Source organism: Escherichia sp. AM3, from assembly GCF_032029835.1.
GTDB lineage: Bacteria > Pseudomonadota > Gammaproteobacteria > Enterobacterales > Enterobacteriaceae > Escherichia > Escherichia coli.
The window spans coordinates 1-16,071 of record NZ_JAVUPQ010000081.1 but is presented as its reverse complement, the minus strand read 5'-3'; the positions used below and the strand labels follow the sequence as shown (position 1 = coordinate 16,071).

Here is a 16,071-nt window from a genome sequence, read left to right as displayed (position 1 = left end):
TTGCCCGGGATGATTACTGTTTTAATGGATTATTAATCTTTGCATATTCAAATGGACTGATAAACCTTTCTCTGTTTACATCCAGAAAATCGGCCCACCACTGTAGCATCAATCGCCGTTCTTCCAGATGCTCTGCTTTATGGATATACGCGGCCCTCACTGAATTTCGCGCCATGTGGCTCATCTGACGTTCAACAGCATCACGAGACCACAAACCTGATTCGACCAATGAACTACAGGCCATTGTTCGAAAGCCATGACCACAAACCTCTACTTTTGTATCATACCCCATGACCCGTAACGCACTATTTACCGTATTCTCACTCATGGGTTTGTGCGAATCGTGATCACCAATAAATATCAAGTCATGGGCCCCATAAAACTGTTTTATCTGCTTTAAAATTGCAAGAGCTTGCGTTGAAAGAGGCACTAGATGCGTTGTACGCATTTTTGAGCCTCTATGGGAATGTTTCACTCCAGGAATAGGCTCCCGCTCCGGTGGGATAGTCCATATAGACGCTTCGAAATCGATCTCTGACCAACGAGCAAAACGCAGCTCACTGGACCGAATAAAGATCAGCAAAGTGAGTTCTATCGCCCATCGGGTTAGCGGCCTACCAGTATAGCTATCTATTTTTGTAAGCAACTCAGGGATGCGCTTTAATTCAAGCGCGGGACGATGTTGTCGATTACAGGAAGCAACCGCCCCAGCCATCTCTTGTGCCGGGTTATAATCAATTAACCCACTTTGCACTGCATAGCGCATGATGGCTGTAGTGCGCTGCTGAAGACGAGCGGCCACTTCAAGACGTCCAGACATTTCTACGGCCTTAATAGGTGCTAATAAATCTCGAGTTTTTAACTCAGCGATATTACGTTCACCAAGCGCTGCAAAAAGATTATCTTCAAGACTTTTTAGCACACGATGGGCGTGATCTTCAGACCACTTTTTATTGGTGCCATGCCACTCAATCGCGACTTCTTTAAAGGTTCGTGCTTTACTCTGTTCAACCTTATCATTTTTCTTTTTGTCTCCCGGATCGACGCCATTCGCAAGCAGCTTACGCGCCTCGTCACGACGTACTCTGGCATCCGCTAGTGTGATTTCAGGATAAACCCCAAGTGCCAGCATTTTTTGCTTTCCCTCATAACGGTACTGCAAACGCCAGTACTTAGAACCATTTGGATGGACAAGCAGATGCATACCGCCACCATCAGTCAGCTTATATTGCTTATCCGTTGGCTTGGCTGCTCTGACTTTGATATCTGTTAATGCCATCGTATTCCCTCCCTGTTGGTACAAGCATTATCGAACCGGAAATACCATCATCTGTACCAACATATGTTGGTAGATGTACGTTGATATCGGTTGACCTTGAGAGAGTTAATATAGCGGGAAAGATAGATAAACACTGGATTTCAGGCATAAAAAAAGACCTCAGTTGAGGTCTATTTACATACTTTTGGTGCCGAAGGCCGGACTCGAACCGGCACGTATTTCTACGGTTGATTTTGAATCAACTGCGTCTACCGATTTCGCCACTTCGGCACTGAAGAGGTATGCGGAAAACGTTGTGGATTATACCTGTCGCACGCCACCATGCAAGCGCCAGCTTGCTCGCACCTCGCTAAGTGCTGAAATTTTCAGCGTTGTCTTCAGCGATATGTAACCTTTGTCACACTCCAGGCCCCGCCCCTACCATGCTCTACACTTCCCGGGCAACACCAGAGAACGACAAAAGCATGTCGATAATCAATAACGAATAGGGATTGTCGCAATATCCGCTAATTACCGAAAATAAGGTGATTCGCCGCGTTGTTGCCCAAGGTAGCGCCGCGCAGCCGTGGTCACTGCGGCGCCTGTATTCGCGATAATCAGATCAACTTCTGGCAAGGTGCGGTGCCTACAATTATGAATTGCGGAGGCTTTGTTGGGTCGCTTCTGCCAGGCCTTTAAGATATCTCGCAATCTGCTGAATTTAGCGGTGAAGAGTGCGCTGCCGTTGCCTATACTCCAGGCAGGAAACTGGAGGAAATCTCATGAGCGAACCCCTGTTAATTGCCCGCACGCCGGATACAGAACTGTTTTTACTGCCGGGAATGGCTAACCGTCACGGGCTGATTACTGGCGCAACGGGGACGGGTAAAACTGTCACGTTGCAAAAACTGGCAGAGTCATTGTCGGAAATCGGTGTTCCGGTGTTTATGGCCGATGTGAAAGGTGATTTAACGGGAGTTGCGGAGGAAGGTACATCTTCGGAAAAACTGCTCGCAAGGCTTAAAAATATCGGCGTAAATGACTGGCAACCTCATGCTAATCCGGTGGTGGTGTGGGATATCTTTGGCGAGAAAGGCCACCCGGTGCGAGCGACGGTTTCAGACCTGGGGCCGCTGTTGCTGGCGCGGCTGTTGAATCTCAACGATGTGCAATCTGGCGTGCTGAATATCATCTTCCGAATTGCTGACGATCAGGGGCTGTTACTGCTCGACTTTAAAGATCTGCGGGCGATTACCCAGTACATCGGCGATAACGCCAAATCTTTCCAGAATCAGTACGGAAATATCAGTAGCGCATCGGTTGGTGCCATCCAGCGCGGGCTGTTGTCGCTGGAACAGCAAGGCGCAGCACACTTCTTTGGTGAGCCGATGCTGGATATCAAAGACTTGATGCGCACCGATGCCAACGGTAAAGGCGTTATCAATATCCTCAGCGCCGAGAAGCTTTATCAGATGCCGAAACTGTACGCCGCCAGTCTGCTGTGGATGCTTTCAGAGTTGTATGAACAATTGCCTGAAGCGGGCGATCTGGAGAAACCAAAACTGGTGTTTTTCTTCGACGAAGCACATCTGCTGTTTAACGATGCGCCACAGGTACTGCTGGATAAGATTGAGCAGGTGATAAGGCTTATTCGCTCAAAAGGCGTGGGCGTCTGGTTCGTTTCGCAAAACCCGTCAGATATTCCGGATAATGTGCTCGGGCAGCTAGGTAATCGCGTTCAACACGCTTTGCGGGCTTTTACGCCCAAAGATCAGAAAGCAGTAAAAGCTGCGGCGCAAACCATGCGGGCCAATCCGGCGTTTGATACCGAAAAGGCAATCCAGGAACTGGGGACCGGTGAGGCGTTAATCTCGTTTCTCGATGCGAAAGGAAGTCCTTCAGTGGTGGAACGGGCGATGGTTATCGCGCCTTGTTCGCGAATGGGGCCGGTGACGGAAGATGAGCGTAACGGCTTGATTAATCACTCCCCGGTGTATGGCAAGTACGAGGATGACGTGGACCGTGAATCCGCCTATGAGATGTTGCAAAAAGGCTTTCAGGCCAGTACCGAGCAGCAAAATAATCCTCCCGCGAAAGGGAAAGAGGTGGCGGTGGATGACGGTATTCTCGGTGGATTGAAGGATATTTTGTTTGGCACTACTGGACCACGCGGCGGGAAGAAAGATGGTGTGGTGCAGACAATGGCAAAAAGCGCCGCCCGCCAGGTGACGAATCAGATTGTGCGCGGGATGTTGGGGAGTTTGCTGGGGGGGAGAAGAAGGTAAGCCAGGTGCGATTTGTCTTTGCCTGATGCGACGCTGGCGCGCCTTATCATGCCCACACCACTGCAATATATTGAATTTTCATGATTTTTCAGGCATGAACGAAGCACACTTTGCTAACAATAATAAAGGGAGCTTTCGCTCCCTTTATTCGTTCATCAGGTTACGATTTTCTCATTAACAGCCACAGGCTGATTAAGAAGAAGCTGGCACTTGGCAAAAGTGCGCCGATGATCGGCGGGATGCCGTAAACCAACGTCAGCGGGCCGAAGATCTGGTCCAGTACGTAGAAGACAAAACCGAAGCTAATACCAGTGACCACACGCACGCCCATCGGTACGCTACGCAGTGGGCCAAAGATGAACGACAGCGCCATCAGCATCATCACCGCCACGGATAGCGGCTGGAAGATTTTGCTCCACATGTTGAGCTGATAACGTCCGGCATCCTGACCGCTCGACTTCAGATACTTCACATAGTTGTGCAAACCGCTGATAGAGAGTGCATCCGGGTCCAGCGCCACCACGCCCAGTTTGTCTGGCGTGAGGTTGGTTTTCCAGGTGCCGCTCACCGTCTGCGAACCGGTGATCTGTTTCGGATTGGTCAAATCAGATTCATCAACCTGCGACAGACGCCAGACTTTATGTTCAGGGTCAAACTTCGCGGTAGCGGCATAGCGTACGGATTGCAGACGACGATTCTCGTTAAAGGCATAGATACTGATGCCACCTAACTCTTCGTCACCTTTAACCCGCTCAATGTAGACGAAGTTGTTGCCATCTTTCGCCCATAAACCTTGCTGGGTAGAGAGCAACGAGCCACCGTACATCGCCTGCGCACGGTAGTTACGCGCCATCTGCTCGCCCTGCGGCGCGACCCATTCACCAATCGCCATCGTCAGCAAGACCAGCGGAATGGCGGTTTTCATCACCGACAGCGCCACCTGCATACGAGTAAAACCAGAAGCCTGCATGACTACCAGTTCGCTGCGCTGCGCCAGCATCCCAAGACCAAGCAACGCCCCAAGCAGAGCCGCCATCGGGAAGAAGATTTGCACATCTTTCGGCACGCTCAGCAAGGTATACATTCCTGCGCCTAACGCGTCGTAACTCCCCTGCCCGGCTTTTTTCAGCTGATCGACAAACTTGATAATGCCCGACAGCGACACCAGCATGAACAGCGTCATCATGATGGTGGTGAAAATAGTTTTACCGATATAGCGGTCAAGTACGCCAAAAGGTTGCATCACACCGCTCCTTTACGCGAAAAACTGGCGCGCAGGCGGCGGACCGGCACGGTGTCCCAAAGGTTGAGAACAATCGCCAAAGCCAGATAAATCAGGTTAACGGTCCACATCCACAGCGTCGGGTCCAGCTTACCTTTACCGCCGTTCGATTTCAGGGAGGTCTGGATCAGGAAGAACAACAGATACAGCAGCATGGCTGGCAGCATCGATAGTACGCGCCCCTGACGCGGGTTAACCACGCTCAGCGGTACGACCATAAGTGCCATCATAAACACGGTGAACACCAACGTGATACGCCAGTTCAGTTCTGCGCGAGCACGATCGGTGTCAGTGTTCCACAATGTGCGCATGTCCATCTGGTCGGTATCGTTCGGGTCGAGCGCCACCGCCTGGTGACCAATGATCGCCTGATAATCCTGGAAATCCGTAATGCGGAAATCACGTAACAGTGCAGTGCCTTCGAAGCGCGTTCCCTGGTTGAGAGTGACGACCTGGGAGCCGTCGCGCAGCTGGGTTAAATGTCCGGAATCGGCCACCACCACAGAAGGACGTGCATTACCTTTTGGTCGAATTTGCGCGAGGAACACATCTTTGAAATCGCTGCCGTCAACGCTTTCGATGAACAGCACCGAACTGCCATTAGTCGCTTGCTGGAATTGCCCTTGCGCCAGCGCCGCCATGCCAGGGTTCGCTTTCGCTTCTGCTAACACTTCATCCTGATGACGCGATGACCACGGTCCCGCCCACATCACGTTAACCGCCGCGACGATTGCCGTGAATACCGCAAGGATCATTGCCGCTTTCACCAGAACCGCTTTGCTCAGGCCGCAGGCATGCATTACCGTAATTTCACTTTCGGTATACAGTTTGCCCAGCGTCATCAGCAGCCCGAGGAACAGGCTTAATGGCAGGATAAGCTGCGCCATTTCCGGCACGCCCAACCCGAGAAGGGAGAGCACCAGATTCGCCGGAATATCGCCGTCAACCGCTGCGCCGAGGATCCTCACTAACTTTTGACAGAAGAAGATCAAAAGCAAGATGAAGAGTATCGCCAGCTGGCTTTTGAGCGTCTCCCGCACCAGATATCTTATGATTATCACTTTAAATACGCCCGTAAAAACTCGTCTTTTGCAGGATTTTAGCTTGTTTCATGGCTTAAACGTCATTTATTCTCTTGAGTCGTCGAAATCGTCGCTAAGATAATTATACTCAACGGATTCACCTCTCAGATTTTGTTCTGACGTGCCAATGCCGTAATAACGTTAAGATTAACACGAAGTCATCGCAACAGCGGACATGAGTTACGAAAGCTTGCAATTCTATCTGTAGCCACCGCCGTTGTCTTTAAGATTCAGGAGCGTAGTGCATGGAGTTTAGTGTAAAAAGCGGTAGCCCGGAGAAACAGCGGAGTGCCTGCATCGTCGTGGGCGTCTTCGAACCACGTCGCCTTTCTCCGATTGCAGAACAGCTCGATAAAATCAGCGATGGGTACATCAGCGCCCTGCTACGTCGGGGCGAACTGGAAGGAAAACCGGGGCAGACATTGTTGCTGCACCATGTTCCGAATGTACTTTCCGAGCGAATTCTCCTTATTGGTTGCGGCAAAGAACGTGAGCTGGATGAGCGTCAGTACAAGCAGGTTATTCAGAAAACCATTAATACGCTGAATGATACTGGCTCAATGGAAGCGGTCTGCTTTCTGACTGAACTGCACGTTAAAGGCCGTAACAACTACTGGAAAGTGCGTCAGGCTGTCGAGACGGCAAAAGAGACGCTCTACAGTTTCGATCAGCTGAAAACGAACAAGAGCGAACCGCGTCGTCCGCTGCGTAAAATGGTGTTCAACGTGCCGACCCGCCGTGAACTGACCAGCGGTGAGCGCGCGATCCAGCACGGTCTGGCGATTGCCGCCGGGATTAAAGCAGCAAAAGATCTCGGCAATATGCCGCCGAATATCTGTAACGCCGCTTACCTCGCTTCACAAGCGCGCCAGCTGGCTGACAGCTACAGCAAGAATGTCATCACCCGCGTTATCGGCGAACAGCAGATGAAAGAGCTGGGGATGCATTCCTATCTGGCGGTCGGTCAGGGTTCGCAGAACGAATCGCTGATGTCGGTGATTGAGTACAAAGGCAACGCGTCGGAAGATGCACGCCCAATCGTGCTGGTGGGTAAAGGTTTAACCTTCGACTCCGGCGGTATCTCCATCAAGCCTTCAGAAGGCATGGATGAGATGAAGTACGATATGTGCGGTGCGGCAGCGGTTTACGGCGTGATGCGGATGGTCGCGGAGCTACAACTGCCGATTAACGTTATCGGCGTGTTGGCAGGCTGCGAAAACATGCCTGGCGGACGAGCCTATCGTCCGGGCGATGTGTTAACCACCATGTCCGGTCAAACCGTTGAAGTGCTGAATACTGACGCTGAAGGCCGCCTGGTACTGTGCGACGTGTTAACTTACGTTGAGCGTTTTGAGCCGGAAGCGGTGATTGACGTGGCGACGCTGACCGGTGCCTGCGTGATCGCGCTGGGTCATCATATTACTGGTCTGATGGCGAACCACAATCCGCTGGCCCATGAACTGATTGCCGCGTCTGAACAATCCGGTGACCGCGCATGGCGCTTACCGCTGGGTGACGAGTATCAGGAACAACTGGAGTCCAATTTTGCCGATATGGCGAACATTGGCGGTCGTCCTGGTGGGGCGATTACCGCAGGTTGCTTCCTGTCACGCTTTACCCGTAAGTACAACTGGGCGCACCTGGATATCGCCGGTACCGCCTGGCGTTCTGGTAAAGCAAAAGGCGCCACCGGTCGTCCGGTAGCGTTGCTGGCACAGTTCCTGTTAAACCGCGCTGGGTTTAACGGCGAAGAGTAATTGCGTCAGGCAAGGCTGTTATTGCCGGATGCGGCGTGAACGCCTTATCCGACCTACACAGCACTGAACTCGTAGGCCTGATAAGACGCGCAAGCGTCGCATCAGGCAATGCTGTTATTGTCGGATGCGGCGTGAGCGCCTTATCCGACCTACACAGCACCGAACTCGTAGGCCTGATAAGACGCGGCAGCGTCGCATCAGGCAATGCTGTTATTGTCGGATGCGGCGTGAGCGCCTTATCCGACCTACACACAGCACTGAACTCGTAGGCCTGATAAGACACAACAGCGTCGCATCAGGCGCTGCGGTGTATACCTGATGCGTATTTAAATCCACCACAAGAAGCCCCATATATGAAAAACGCAACGTTCTACCTTCTGGACAATGACACCACCGTCGATGGCTTAAGCGCCGTTGAGCAGCTGGTGTGTGAAATTGCCGCAGAACGTTGGCGCAGCGGTAAGCGCGTGCTCATCGCCTGTGAAGATGAAAAGCAGGCTTACCGGCTGGATGAAGCCCTGTGGGCGCGTCCGGCAGAAAGCTTTGTTCCGCATAATTTAGCGGGAGAAGGACCGCGCGGCGGTGCGCCGGTGGAGATCGCCTGGCCGCAAAAACGCAGCAGCAGCCCGCGCGATATATTGATTAGTCTGCGAACAAGCTTTGCAGATTTTGCCACCGCTTTCACAGAAGTGGTAGACTTCGTTCCTTATGAAGATTCTCTGAAACAACTGGCGCGCGAACGCTATAAAGCCTACCGCGTGGCTGGTTTCAACCTGAATACGGCAACCTGGAAATAATGGAAAAGACATATAACCCACAAGATATCGAACAGCCGCTTTACGAGCACTGGGAAAAGCAGGGCTACTTTAAGCCTAATGGCGATGAAAGCCAGGAGAGTTTCTGCATCATGATCCCGCCGCCGAACGTCACCGGCAGTTTGCATATGGGTCACGCCTTCCAGCAAACCATCATGGATACCATGATCCGCTATCAGCGCATGCAGGGCAAAAACACCCTGTGGCAGGTCGGTACTGACCACGCCGGGATCGCTACCCAGATGGTCGTTGAGCGCAAGATTGCCGCAGAAGAAGGTAAAACCCGTCACGACTACGGCCGCGAAGCTTTCATCGACAAAATCTGGGAATGGAAAGCGGAATCCGGCGGCACGATTACCCGTCAGATGCGCCGTCTCGGCAACTCCGTCGACTGGGAGCGTGAACGCTTCACGATGGACGAAGGCCTGTCCAATGCGGTGAAAGAAGTTTTCGTTCGTCTATATAAAGAAGACCTGATTTACCGAGGCAAACGCCTGGTAAACTGGGACCCGAAACTGCGCACCGCTATCTCTGACCTGGAAGTCGAAAACCGCGAATCGAAAGGTTCGATGTGGCACATCCGCTATCCGCTGGCTGACGGTGCGAAAACCGCAGACGGTAAAGATTATCTGGTGGTCGCGACTACCCGTCCGGAAACCCTGCTGGGCGATACTGGCGTAGCCGTTAACCCGGAAGATCCGCGTTACAAAGATCTGATTGGCAAATATGTCATTCTGCCGCTGGTTAACCGTCGTATTCCGATCGTTGGCGACGAACACGCCGACATGGAAAAAGGCACCGGCTGCGTGAAAATCACTCCGGCGCACGACTTTAACGACTATGAAGTGGGTAAACGTCACGCGCTGCCGATGATCAACATCCTGACCTTTGACGGCGATATCCGTGAAAGCGCCCAGGTGTTCGATACCAAAGGTAACGAATCTGACGTTTATTCCAGCGAGATCCCGGCAGAGTTCCAGAAACTCGAGCGTTTTGCTGCACGTAAAGCAGTCGTTGCCGCAGTTGACGCGCTTGGCCTGCTGGAAGAAATTAAACCGCACGACCTGACCGTTCCTTACGGCGACCGTGGCGGCGTAGTTATCGAACCAATGCTGACCGACCAGTGGTACGTGCGTGCCGATGTCCTGGCGAAACCGGCGGTTGAAGCGGTTGAGAACGGCGACATTCAGTTCGTACCGAAGCAGTACGAAAACATGTACTTCTCCTGGATGCGCGATATTCAGGACTGGTGTATCTCTCGTCAGTTGTGGTGGGGTCACCGTATCCCGGCATGGTATGACGAAGCGGGTAACGTTTATGTTGGCCGCAACGAAGACGAAGTGCGTAAAGAAAATAACCTCGGTGCTGATGTTGTCCTGCGTCAGGACGAAGACGTTCTCGATACCTGGTTCTCTTCTGCGCTGTGGACCTTCTCTACCCTTGGCTGGCCGGAAAATACCGACGCCCTGCGTCAGTTCCACCCAACCAGCGTGATGGTATCTGGTTTCGACATCATCTTCTTCTGGATTGCCCGCATGATCATGATGACCATGCACTTCATCAAAGATGAAAATGGCAAACCGCAGGTGCCGTTCCACACTGTTTACATGACCGGTCTGATTCGTGACGACGAAGGCCAGAAGATGTCCAAATCCAAGGGTAACGTTATCGACCCGCTGGATATGGTTGACGGTATTTCGCTGCCAGAACTGCTGGAAAAACGTACCGGCAATATGATGCAGCCGCAGCTGGCGGACAAAATCCGTAAGCGCACCGAGAAACAGTTCCCGAACGGCATTGAGCCGCACGGTACCGATGCCCTGCGCTTCACCCTGGCGGCGCTGGCGTCTACCGGTCGTGACATCAACTGGGATATGAAGCGCCTGGAAGGTTACCGTAACTTCTGTAACAAGCTGTGGAACGCCAGCCGCTTTGTGCTGATGAACACAGAAGGTCAGGATTGCGGCTTCAACGGCGGCGAAATGACGCTGTCGCTGGCGGACCGCTGGATTCTGGCGGAGTTCAACCAGACCATCAAAGCGTACCGCGAAGCGCTGGACAGCTTCCGCTTCGATATCGCCGCAGGCATTCTGTATGAGTTCACCTGGAACCAGTTCTGTGACTGGTATCTCGAGCTGACCAAGCCGGTAATGAACGGTGGCACCGAAGCAGAACTGCGCGGTACTCGCCATACGCTGGTGACTGTACTGGAAGGTCTGCTGCGCCTCGCGCATCCGATCATTCCGTTCATCACCGAAACCATCTGGCAGCGTGTGAAAGTACTTTGCGGTATCACTGCCGACACCATCATGCTGCAACCGTTCCCGCAGTATGATGCATCTCAGGTTGATGAAGCGGCGCTGGCCGACACCGAGTGGCTGAAGCAGGCGATCGTTGCGGTACGTAACATCCGTGCAGAAATGAACATCGCGCCGGGCAAACCGCTGGAGCTGCTGCTGCGTGGTTGCAGCGCGGATGCAGAACGTCGCGTAAATGAAAACCGTGGCTTCCTGCAAACCCTGGCGCGTCTGGAAAGCATCACCGTGCTGCCTGCCGATGACAAAGGTCCGGTTTCCGTTACGAAGATTATCGACGGCGCAGAGCTGCTGATCCCGATGGCTGGCCTCATCAACAAAGAAGATGAGCTGGCGCGTCTGGCGAAAGAAGTGGCGAAGATTGAAGGTGAAATCAGCCGTATCGAGAACAAGCTGGCGAATGAAGGCTTTGTCGCCCGCGCACCGGAAGCGGTCATCGCGAAAGAGCGTGAGAAGCTGGAAGGCTATGCGGAAGCGAAAGCGAAGCTGATTGAACAGCAGGCTGTTATCGCCGCGCTGTAATCAACACCGTGATGAAAACGAAGGCCGGAGAATGCTCCGGCCTTTTTTATCTCTTACAGAAATGGTAAAGAAGGCATAACTCCCCGTGAAATACTGGCTAATAAGCCTTTATCTGGTTGTTCTTCTTTATTGATTAAAGGAAGGTCATCCAAATCGCCCAGCAAATACGTATTTTTTGCCTGCCAGTCAATCATCCATATTTTCAGCAGTGGATAAGCCAGACCGCCCGTAATCCCGGATATCACTACCAACGCACACATGCGATAAAGCATACCGTGGTAAGTTAAAGTTGAGCGAAAACGAATACGCCCATCATTCAGTGACAGGTTGCTCATAAAATGATTTCGCAACGACACCGTTAAATAACTGGTGCTAACAGCAATCCCAAAATAATAGATTAACTGCGCGATTATCATTTTACGTTGCACTTCCATAAATTGCTGTAAATTCTCAATATCATCATTTGCATACACAGAACTATAATACTCATTTAATATTTGATCGAAGATAATATAACCAGCAACAGCGAGAAAAGGTAATAAAGCTAAAAATGCGAGGATGGCATATTTTATACAATACGCAGTATCTAATTTCACCTTGAAACGATGTATACCGAAACTGGTATTGCTCCAGAGAAAACTCATTACCAGGCTATATAAAGTACCATTAAAAATACCAATGGAAACAATACCAACTATTGCCATCAGAACCACAGATATAATAACACTACTTGAACTATTGGCATGTAGCATCTTTGTCGAGATAAAGAAAACAGTCCCCATCCCAATGGCCATTAAAATCGGCAAGAAAAAGGTTACCCACCAGAACCCTTTCATAGAGCAATTAAAACTAAATCTTACGCCGTTGAGACTGGTCATCAAGGCCTGATAACGCAGTCCTTTTGCTGCCATAAATATAAGCAAAACCAACAGTGACAAAGTCAAAACACAGCCAACAAGCGGCATATCTGCTGACACTGTCATTAAGATTGCGAAATAGAAAAAAACAAAAACAAGACAACTAACAAAAACATTCCCACCAGTAATTCCATAAGAAAATCGTTGTCCGTTAACTTCCATATTAGCATAGAGATAACGCTTACATTTCATTAATGCCCATGGTAAATAGATACCTAGCGTTATAATCGTCAACAACACATTCACCACACAAATAAGAAAATATCTCTCACCTGTACCATGAAAAACAAACGAATGGGACGGAACATCCATTTCATTAATAACTTGAGCCATAAAAATTCCCTGAATTAAAAAATCCATTGATATAATTTATAGATACAGACAGTAAAATGTTCTGCCACGTTACAATACTCTTATCAGTAATAGGCTGGCAAAAACTTTATTACTTTATAAGTCGCTTGCGCACGTAAGAAGAGAGTGGTATTAAACATATGTATAATTACTTTATTTTTATTGGGTTAAACTATGAATAACATTGCGCCGCAATCATCTGTAATGCGTCGCCTGACGTTGCAGGATAATCCTGCTATCGCCCGCGTCATTCGTCAGGTATCCGCCGAATACGGTCTTACCGCTGATAAAGGCTACACCGTCGCCGATCCGAACCTTGACGAGTTGTATCAAGTGTATAGTCAGCCTGGCCATGCATATTGGGTGGTTGAGTTCGATGGTGAAGTGGTCGGCGGCGGTGGGATTGCGCCATTAGCAGGTAGTGAATCGGACATTTGCGAACTGCAAAAGATGTATTTTCTTCCGGCTATTCGCGGTAAAGGGCTGGCGAAAAAACTGGCCTTAATGGCGATGGAGCAGGCACGAGAGATGGGCTTCAAACGCTGCTATCTGGAAACGACCGCTTTTTTAAAGGAAGCCATTGCGCTTTATGAGCATTTGGGCTTTGAGCATATCGACTATGCGCTTGGCTGCACGGGCCATGTCGATTGTGAAGTGCGGATGCTACGCGAACTCTAAAAAAATGCCCGCTAGTGTGTGCTATCGGGCATTTTAATCAATTAATTAGTGGCGAACCCCGTCATCGTCTTCGTCGACAAAATCTTCATCGTCGCCGTCTTCGCCGTTAGGATCTTCAAAGTAAGTGCCCCAACCATCGTACTCAACGTCAAATTTCTCCGCCAGCGTCATCAGTTGTTCAACCTGGGCATCGATCAGATCGGCATTCAACGCGCACTCGCTGAGGATGTCGCAGCAAATCACGATGTCACCATCTTCAACTTCCAGCTCTTCTGGATCGGTCACTTCGTAACCGAGTTTAAACGCTTCAACTGCTGCTTTTTCCAGGGTTTCCAGATCGTCTGCGGAAAGATGGTGTTCGATGGTGTACAGCGCGTCCGGATCGCTGCCATCTTCCAGTAATTCTTCAATAATCAAACGTGTTTCTTCACGCTGTTCTTCCAGTTGTTCCGGGTTTGCCATGGCTCATTCCTCTTAATGTCCTGCCGATACTCTTATTGTCACACACCACTGACATTGCCTCCACCTTTGTGACAAAGATTTATGCTTTAGACTTGCAAATGAATAATCATCCATATAAATTGAATTTTAATTCATTGAGGCGATAGCCACAGGAGGGATCTATGTCCGGGTTTTATCATAAGCATTTCCTGAAATTACTCGATTTCACGCCAGCTGAACTCAACAGCCTGTTGCAGTTAGCCGCGAAGCTGAAAGCCGATAAGAAAAGCGGTAAAGAAGAAGCCAAACTCACTGGTAAAAACATCGCGCTCATCTTCGAAAAAGACTCGACCCGTACCCGATGCTCTTTCGAAGTTGCCGCATATGACCAAGGTGCTCGCGTTACTTATCTCGGCCCAAGCGGCAGCCAGATTGGTCATAAAGAGTCGATTAAAGACACTGCCCGCGTGCTTGGTCGCATGTATGACGGTATTCAGTATCGCGGCTATGGTCAGGAGATTGTCGAAACACTGGCGGAATACGCTGGCGTGCCGGTATGGAACGGCCTGACCAATGAGTTTCACCCCACGCAGCTGCTGGCGGATCTTCTCACCATGCAGGAGCATTTACCCGGCAAAGCGTTCAACGAAATGACGCTGGTCTATGCAGGTGACGCACGTAACAACATGGGCAATTCGATGCTCGAAGCTGCGGCGCTTACCGGTCTGGATTTGCGTCTGGTCGCGCCACAGGCATGCTGGCCGGAAACTGCGCTGGTTACGGAATGCCGCGCTCTGGCACAGCAAAATGGCGGGAATATTACGCTAACGGAAGATGTAGCCAAAGGAGTTGAAGGTGCTGACTTTATCTATACCGATGTGTGGGTGTCGATGGGGGAAGCAAAAGAGAAATGGGCAGAACGCATTGCATTACTGCGTGATTATCAGGTGAACAGCAAGATGATGCAGTTGACCGGTAACCCGGAGGTCAAATTCCTCCACTGCCTGCCCGCGTTTCATGACGACCAAACGACGCTTGGCAAGAAAATGGCGGAAGAGTTTGGCCTACATGGCGGAATGGAAGTGACTGATGAGGTCTTCGAATCTGCCGCCAGCATTGTATTTGATCAGGCGGAAAACCGCATGCATACCATCAAAGCGGTGATGGTCGCGACGCTCAGTAAATAATTGATATCGCTATAAAGATGCCGGGAAATACAAAACTATCCCGGCATCACATTATTTTATGCAGTGATAGGTCTATTCTTCCACCCAATTTTTTCTATTGCAGAACGTAAATCTTGCGGTGGATTTAATTTTTCTAACTGTTTTTCATTAATATAATCATATATATTGATTTTCCCATCCCGCAGGGTTTCCATCTTTCTTGTTCTAATTTTTAATTCATTATCGATCTTTTCTTCAAAAATCTTAACGACATAACCCGGAAGTTTATTTACAATTTCTTTTGTTTTTTCTTCATCACCATAAACATATCCTAACTCATTAAGATACATCTGTTCTCCCTCATAACTCTTAAGTAATTGATAGAAGTACCACTTAGCAAAATCAGGTTGCTTCATGAAAAAATCCTTCAAAAAAATATCATTCACTAAAATACTGAGAGGCACTTTATCAAAAACCAATTTAACATCATCAAATAGCCTTAGTATTAAGCGCGATTTTTCTTGATTACTTAAATTAAAATCATTGACATATACAACCAACTTCTCCCAAATCAATTCCTGTAACTCAGGGCTGTTTTTATAGGGTTCTTTATTGAGGTTGAAAAATAATGTCTCAGCTATTTTAGACTGATCGCAGTTAAAATCAATATGATCGATCACGGAGCGGGCATGCTTTATCTTTGTAGTATCATCAGAATATTGCATACTTTGATTAAAACACCACTCCAGAATTTTTACATCATTAATATATGGCAATTTTAAAAAAGTCTTCAACATCGAATCGATGACCTTTTCGAGATTAACTTTTGCATCATCTAAGGAATCAATAAGAATATTAGACAGGTTAATTTTGATGTTATTAATTTCATCATTACCTTCTGTACCACTAGCAATTCTGGTATCATGTAACGTTTTCAGATCATTTATTTCTTCAAGTATACCACCTTCGCCTAGTAAGTATGGAATCGTGTCATCACATACATGAGGCATTAATAGCAGATGTTCTTTCTTTATTTTTTCCAATGTACTGGCTAATGGCTTTTCTAATAACTCGTTATAATCAATTGCGTCCTTCCAGTTCAACTGATGATTATTTAATAGAAGCGCCAGGTAATGACTCCAACTTATTGATAGTGTTTTATGTTCAGATAATGCCCGATGACTTTGTCATGCAGCTCCACC

Annotated in this window: 13 protein-coding genes, 1 tRNA gene and 2 pseudogenes; 7 read left to right on the top strand and 9 right to left on the bottom strand. The window is 49.4% G+C overall.

Annotated features, from left to right (window positions below; translation table 11 throughout):
• Positions 1-13 precede the first annotated feature (13 nt).
• Together RTW80_RS20370 and RTW80_RS20365 are read right to left on the bottom strand one after the other, a co-directional pair.
• A complete protein-coding gene (locus RTW80_RS20370; RefSeq protein WP_159130740.1) occupies positions 14-1,279 on the bottom strand; it encodes an integrase arm-type DNA-binding domain-containing protein in 1,266 nt (421 codons plus the stop codon).
• Between the two features lie 185 nt (positions 1,280-1,464).
• Positions 1,465-1,549: transfer RNA gene (locus RTW80_RS20365), tRNA-Leu, on the bottom strand.
• 218 nt (positions 1,550-1,767) lie between these two features.
• On the opposite strand from RTW80_RS20365, the pseudogene RTW80_RS20360 reads away from it, so the two are divergent.
• Together RTW80_RS20360 and RTW80_RS20355 are read left to right on the top strand one after the other, a co-directional pair.
• Positions 1,768-1,942, top strand: a pseudogene (locus RTW80_RS20360) (alcohol dehydrogenase); the annotation flags it as partial.
• A 98-nt stretch (positions 1,943-2,040) separates the two neighbouring features.
• Positions 2,041-3,543, top strand: a complete 1,503-nt coding sequence (locus RTW80_RS20355; protein ID WP_063119260.1) for a helicase HerA-like C-terminal domain-containing protein — start codon at positions 2,041-2,043, stop codon at positions 3,541-3,543.
• A 160-nt stretch (positions 3,544-3,703) separates the two neighbouring features.
• Here RTW80_RS20355 and lptG read toward each other — a convergent pair whose 3' ends face one another.
• The 3 genes from lptG to ytgA all read right to left on the bottom strand — a co-directional run bounded on the left by lptG (position 3,704) and on the right by ytgA (position 5,999).
• Positions 3,704-4,786, bottom strand: coding sequence for an LPS export ABC transporter permease LptG (gene lptG, locus RTW80_RS20350; protein WP_001295681.1), 1,083 nt, complete (start codon positions 4,784-4,786; stop codon positions 3,704-3,706).
• Entirely contained in the window at positions 4,786-5,886 is a 1,101-nt protein-coding gene (gene lptF / locus RTW80_RS20345; protein WP_000584114.1) for an LPS export ABC transporter permease LptF, read from the bottom strand. The genes lptG and lptF overlap by 1 nt, the downstream gene beginning before the upstream one ends.
• A 62-nt stretch (positions 5,887-5,948) precedes the next feature.
• A complete protein-coding gene (gene ytgA, locus RTW80_RS20340) occupies positions 5,949-5,999 on the bottom strand; it encodes a protein YtgA (RefSeq protein WP_211180521.1) in 51 nt (16 codons plus the stop codon).
• 153 nt (positions 6,000-6,152) lie between these two features.
• On the opposite strand from ytgA, the gene pepA reads away from it, so the two are divergent.
• The 3 genes from pepA to valS all read left to right on the top strand — a co-directional run bounded on the left by pepA (position 6,153) and on the right by valS (position 11,316).
• Positions 6,153-7,664, top strand: coding sequence for a leucyl aminopeptidase (gene pepA / locus RTW80_RS20335; RefSeq protein WP_000397144.1), 1,512 nt, complete (start codon positions 6,153-6,155; stop codon positions 7,662-7,664).
• Between the two features lie 353 nt (positions 7,665-8,017).
• The gene (gene holC / locus RTW80_RS20330) at positions 8,018-8,461 is read left to right on the top strand and encodes a DNA polymerase III subunit chi (RefSeq protein ID WP_000786399.1); all 444 of its coding nucleotides are present in this window, start codon (positions 8,018-8,020) and stop codon (positions 8,459-8,461) included.
• Positions 8,461-11,316 carry a valine--tRNA ligase gene (gene valS / locus RTW80_RS20325; protein WP_000416392.1) on the top strand — a complete coding sequence of 952 codons (2,856 nt, stop codon included), beginning with the start codon at positions 8,461-8,463 and terminating at the stop codon, positions 11,314-11,316. The genes holC and valS overlap by 1 nt, the downstream gene beginning before the upstream one ends.
• 53 nt (positions 11,317-11,369) lie before the next feature.
• Here valS and RTW80_RS20320 read toward each other — a convergent pair whose 3' ends face one another.
• A complete protein-coding gene (locus RTW80_RS20320) occupies positions 11,370-12,566 on the bottom strand; it encodes a YjgN family protein (RefSeq protein ID WP_000079665.1) in 1,197 nt (398 codons plus the stop codon).
• 192 nt (positions 12,567-12,758) lie between these two features.
• On the opposite strand from RTW80_RS20320, the gene RTW80_RS20315 reads away from it, so the two are divergent.
• On the top strand, positions 12,759-13,262 hold the full coding sequence (locus RTW80_RS20315; RefSeq protein WP_001059425.1) for a GNAT family N-acetyltransferase: 504 nt from the start codon (positions 12,759-12,761) through the stop codon (positions 13,260-13,262).
• A gap of 45 nt (positions 13,263-13,307) precedes the next feature.
• Here the strand turns inward: RTW80_RS20315 and rraB are convergent, their stop codons facing one another.
• Positions 13,308-13,724, bottom strand: a complete 417-nt coding sequence (gene rraB / locus RTW80_RS20310) for a ribonuclease E inhibitor RraB (protein ID WP_000002953.1) — start codon at positions 13,722-13,724, stop codon at positions 13,308-13,310.
• A 161-nt stretch (positions 13,725-13,885) separates the two neighbouring features.
• Here rraB and argF point away from each other — a divergent pair, with 161 nt between their 5' ends.
• On the top strand, positions 13,886-14,890 hold the full coding sequence (gene argF, locus RTW80_RS20305) for an ornithine carbamoyltransferase (RefSeq protein ID WP_000012923.1): 1,005 nt from the start codon (positions 13,886-13,888) through the stop codon (positions 14,888-14,890).
• Positions 14,891-14,946: 56 nt separating this feature from the next.
• Here argF and RTW80_RS20300 read toward each other — a convergent pair.
• Together RTW80_RS20300 and RTW80_RS31555 are read right to left on the bottom strand one after the other, a co-directional pair.
• A pseudogene (locus tag RTW80_RS20300) lies at positions 14,947-15,999 on the bottom strand (DNA-binding protein); the annotation flags it as partial.
• Positions 16,000-16,013: 14 nt separating this feature from the next.
• Entirely contained in the window at positions 16,014-16,070 is a 57-nt protein-coding gene (locus RTW80_RS31555; protein ID WP_003032489.1) for an IS1 family transposase, read from the bottom strand.
• Position 16,071 lies beyond the last annotated feature (1 nt).

Excerpts from the sequence above, each read along its gene's own strand:
- RTW80_RS20315 (WP_001059425.1), top strand. The coding sequence starts at position 12,759 with ATGAATAACATTGCGCCGCAATCATCTGTAATGCGTCGCCTGACGTTG.
- rraB (WP_000002953.1), bottom strand. The coding sequence starts at position 13,724 with ATGGCAAACCCGGAACAACTGGAAGAACAGCGTGAAGAAACACGTTTG.
- lptG (WP_001295681.1), bottom strand. The coding sequence starts at position 4,786 with ATGCAACCTTTTGGCGTACTTGACCGCTATATCGGTAAAACTATTTTC.
- holC (WP_000786399.1), top strand. The coding sequence starts at position 8,018 with ATGAAAAACGCAACGTTCTACCTTCTGGACAATGACACCACCGTCGAT.
- argF (WP_000012923.1), top strand. The coding sequence starts at position 13,886 with ATGTCCGGGTTTTATCATAAGCATTTCCTGAAATTACTCGATTTCACG.
- pepA (WP_000397144.1), top strand. The coding sequence starts at position 6,153 with ATGGAGTTTAGTGTAAAAAGCGGTAGCCCGGAGAAACAGCGGAGTGCC.
- RTW80_RS20355 (WP_063119260.1), top strand. The coding sequence starts at position 2,041 with ATGAGCGAACCCCTGTTAATTGCCCGCACGCCGGATACAGAACTGTTT.
- RTW80_RS20320 (WP_000079665.1), bottom strand. The coding sequence starts at position 12,566 with ATGGCTCAAGTTATTAATGAAATGGATGTTCCGTCCCATTCGTTTGTT.
- valS (WP_000416392.1), top strand. The coding sequence starts at position 8,461 with ATGGAAAAGACATATAACCCACAAGATATCGAACAGCCGCTTTACGAG.
- RTW80_RS20370 (WP_159130740.1), bottom strand. The coding sequence starts at position 1,279 with ATGGCATTAACAGATATCAAAGTCAGAGCAGCCAAGCCAACGGATAAG.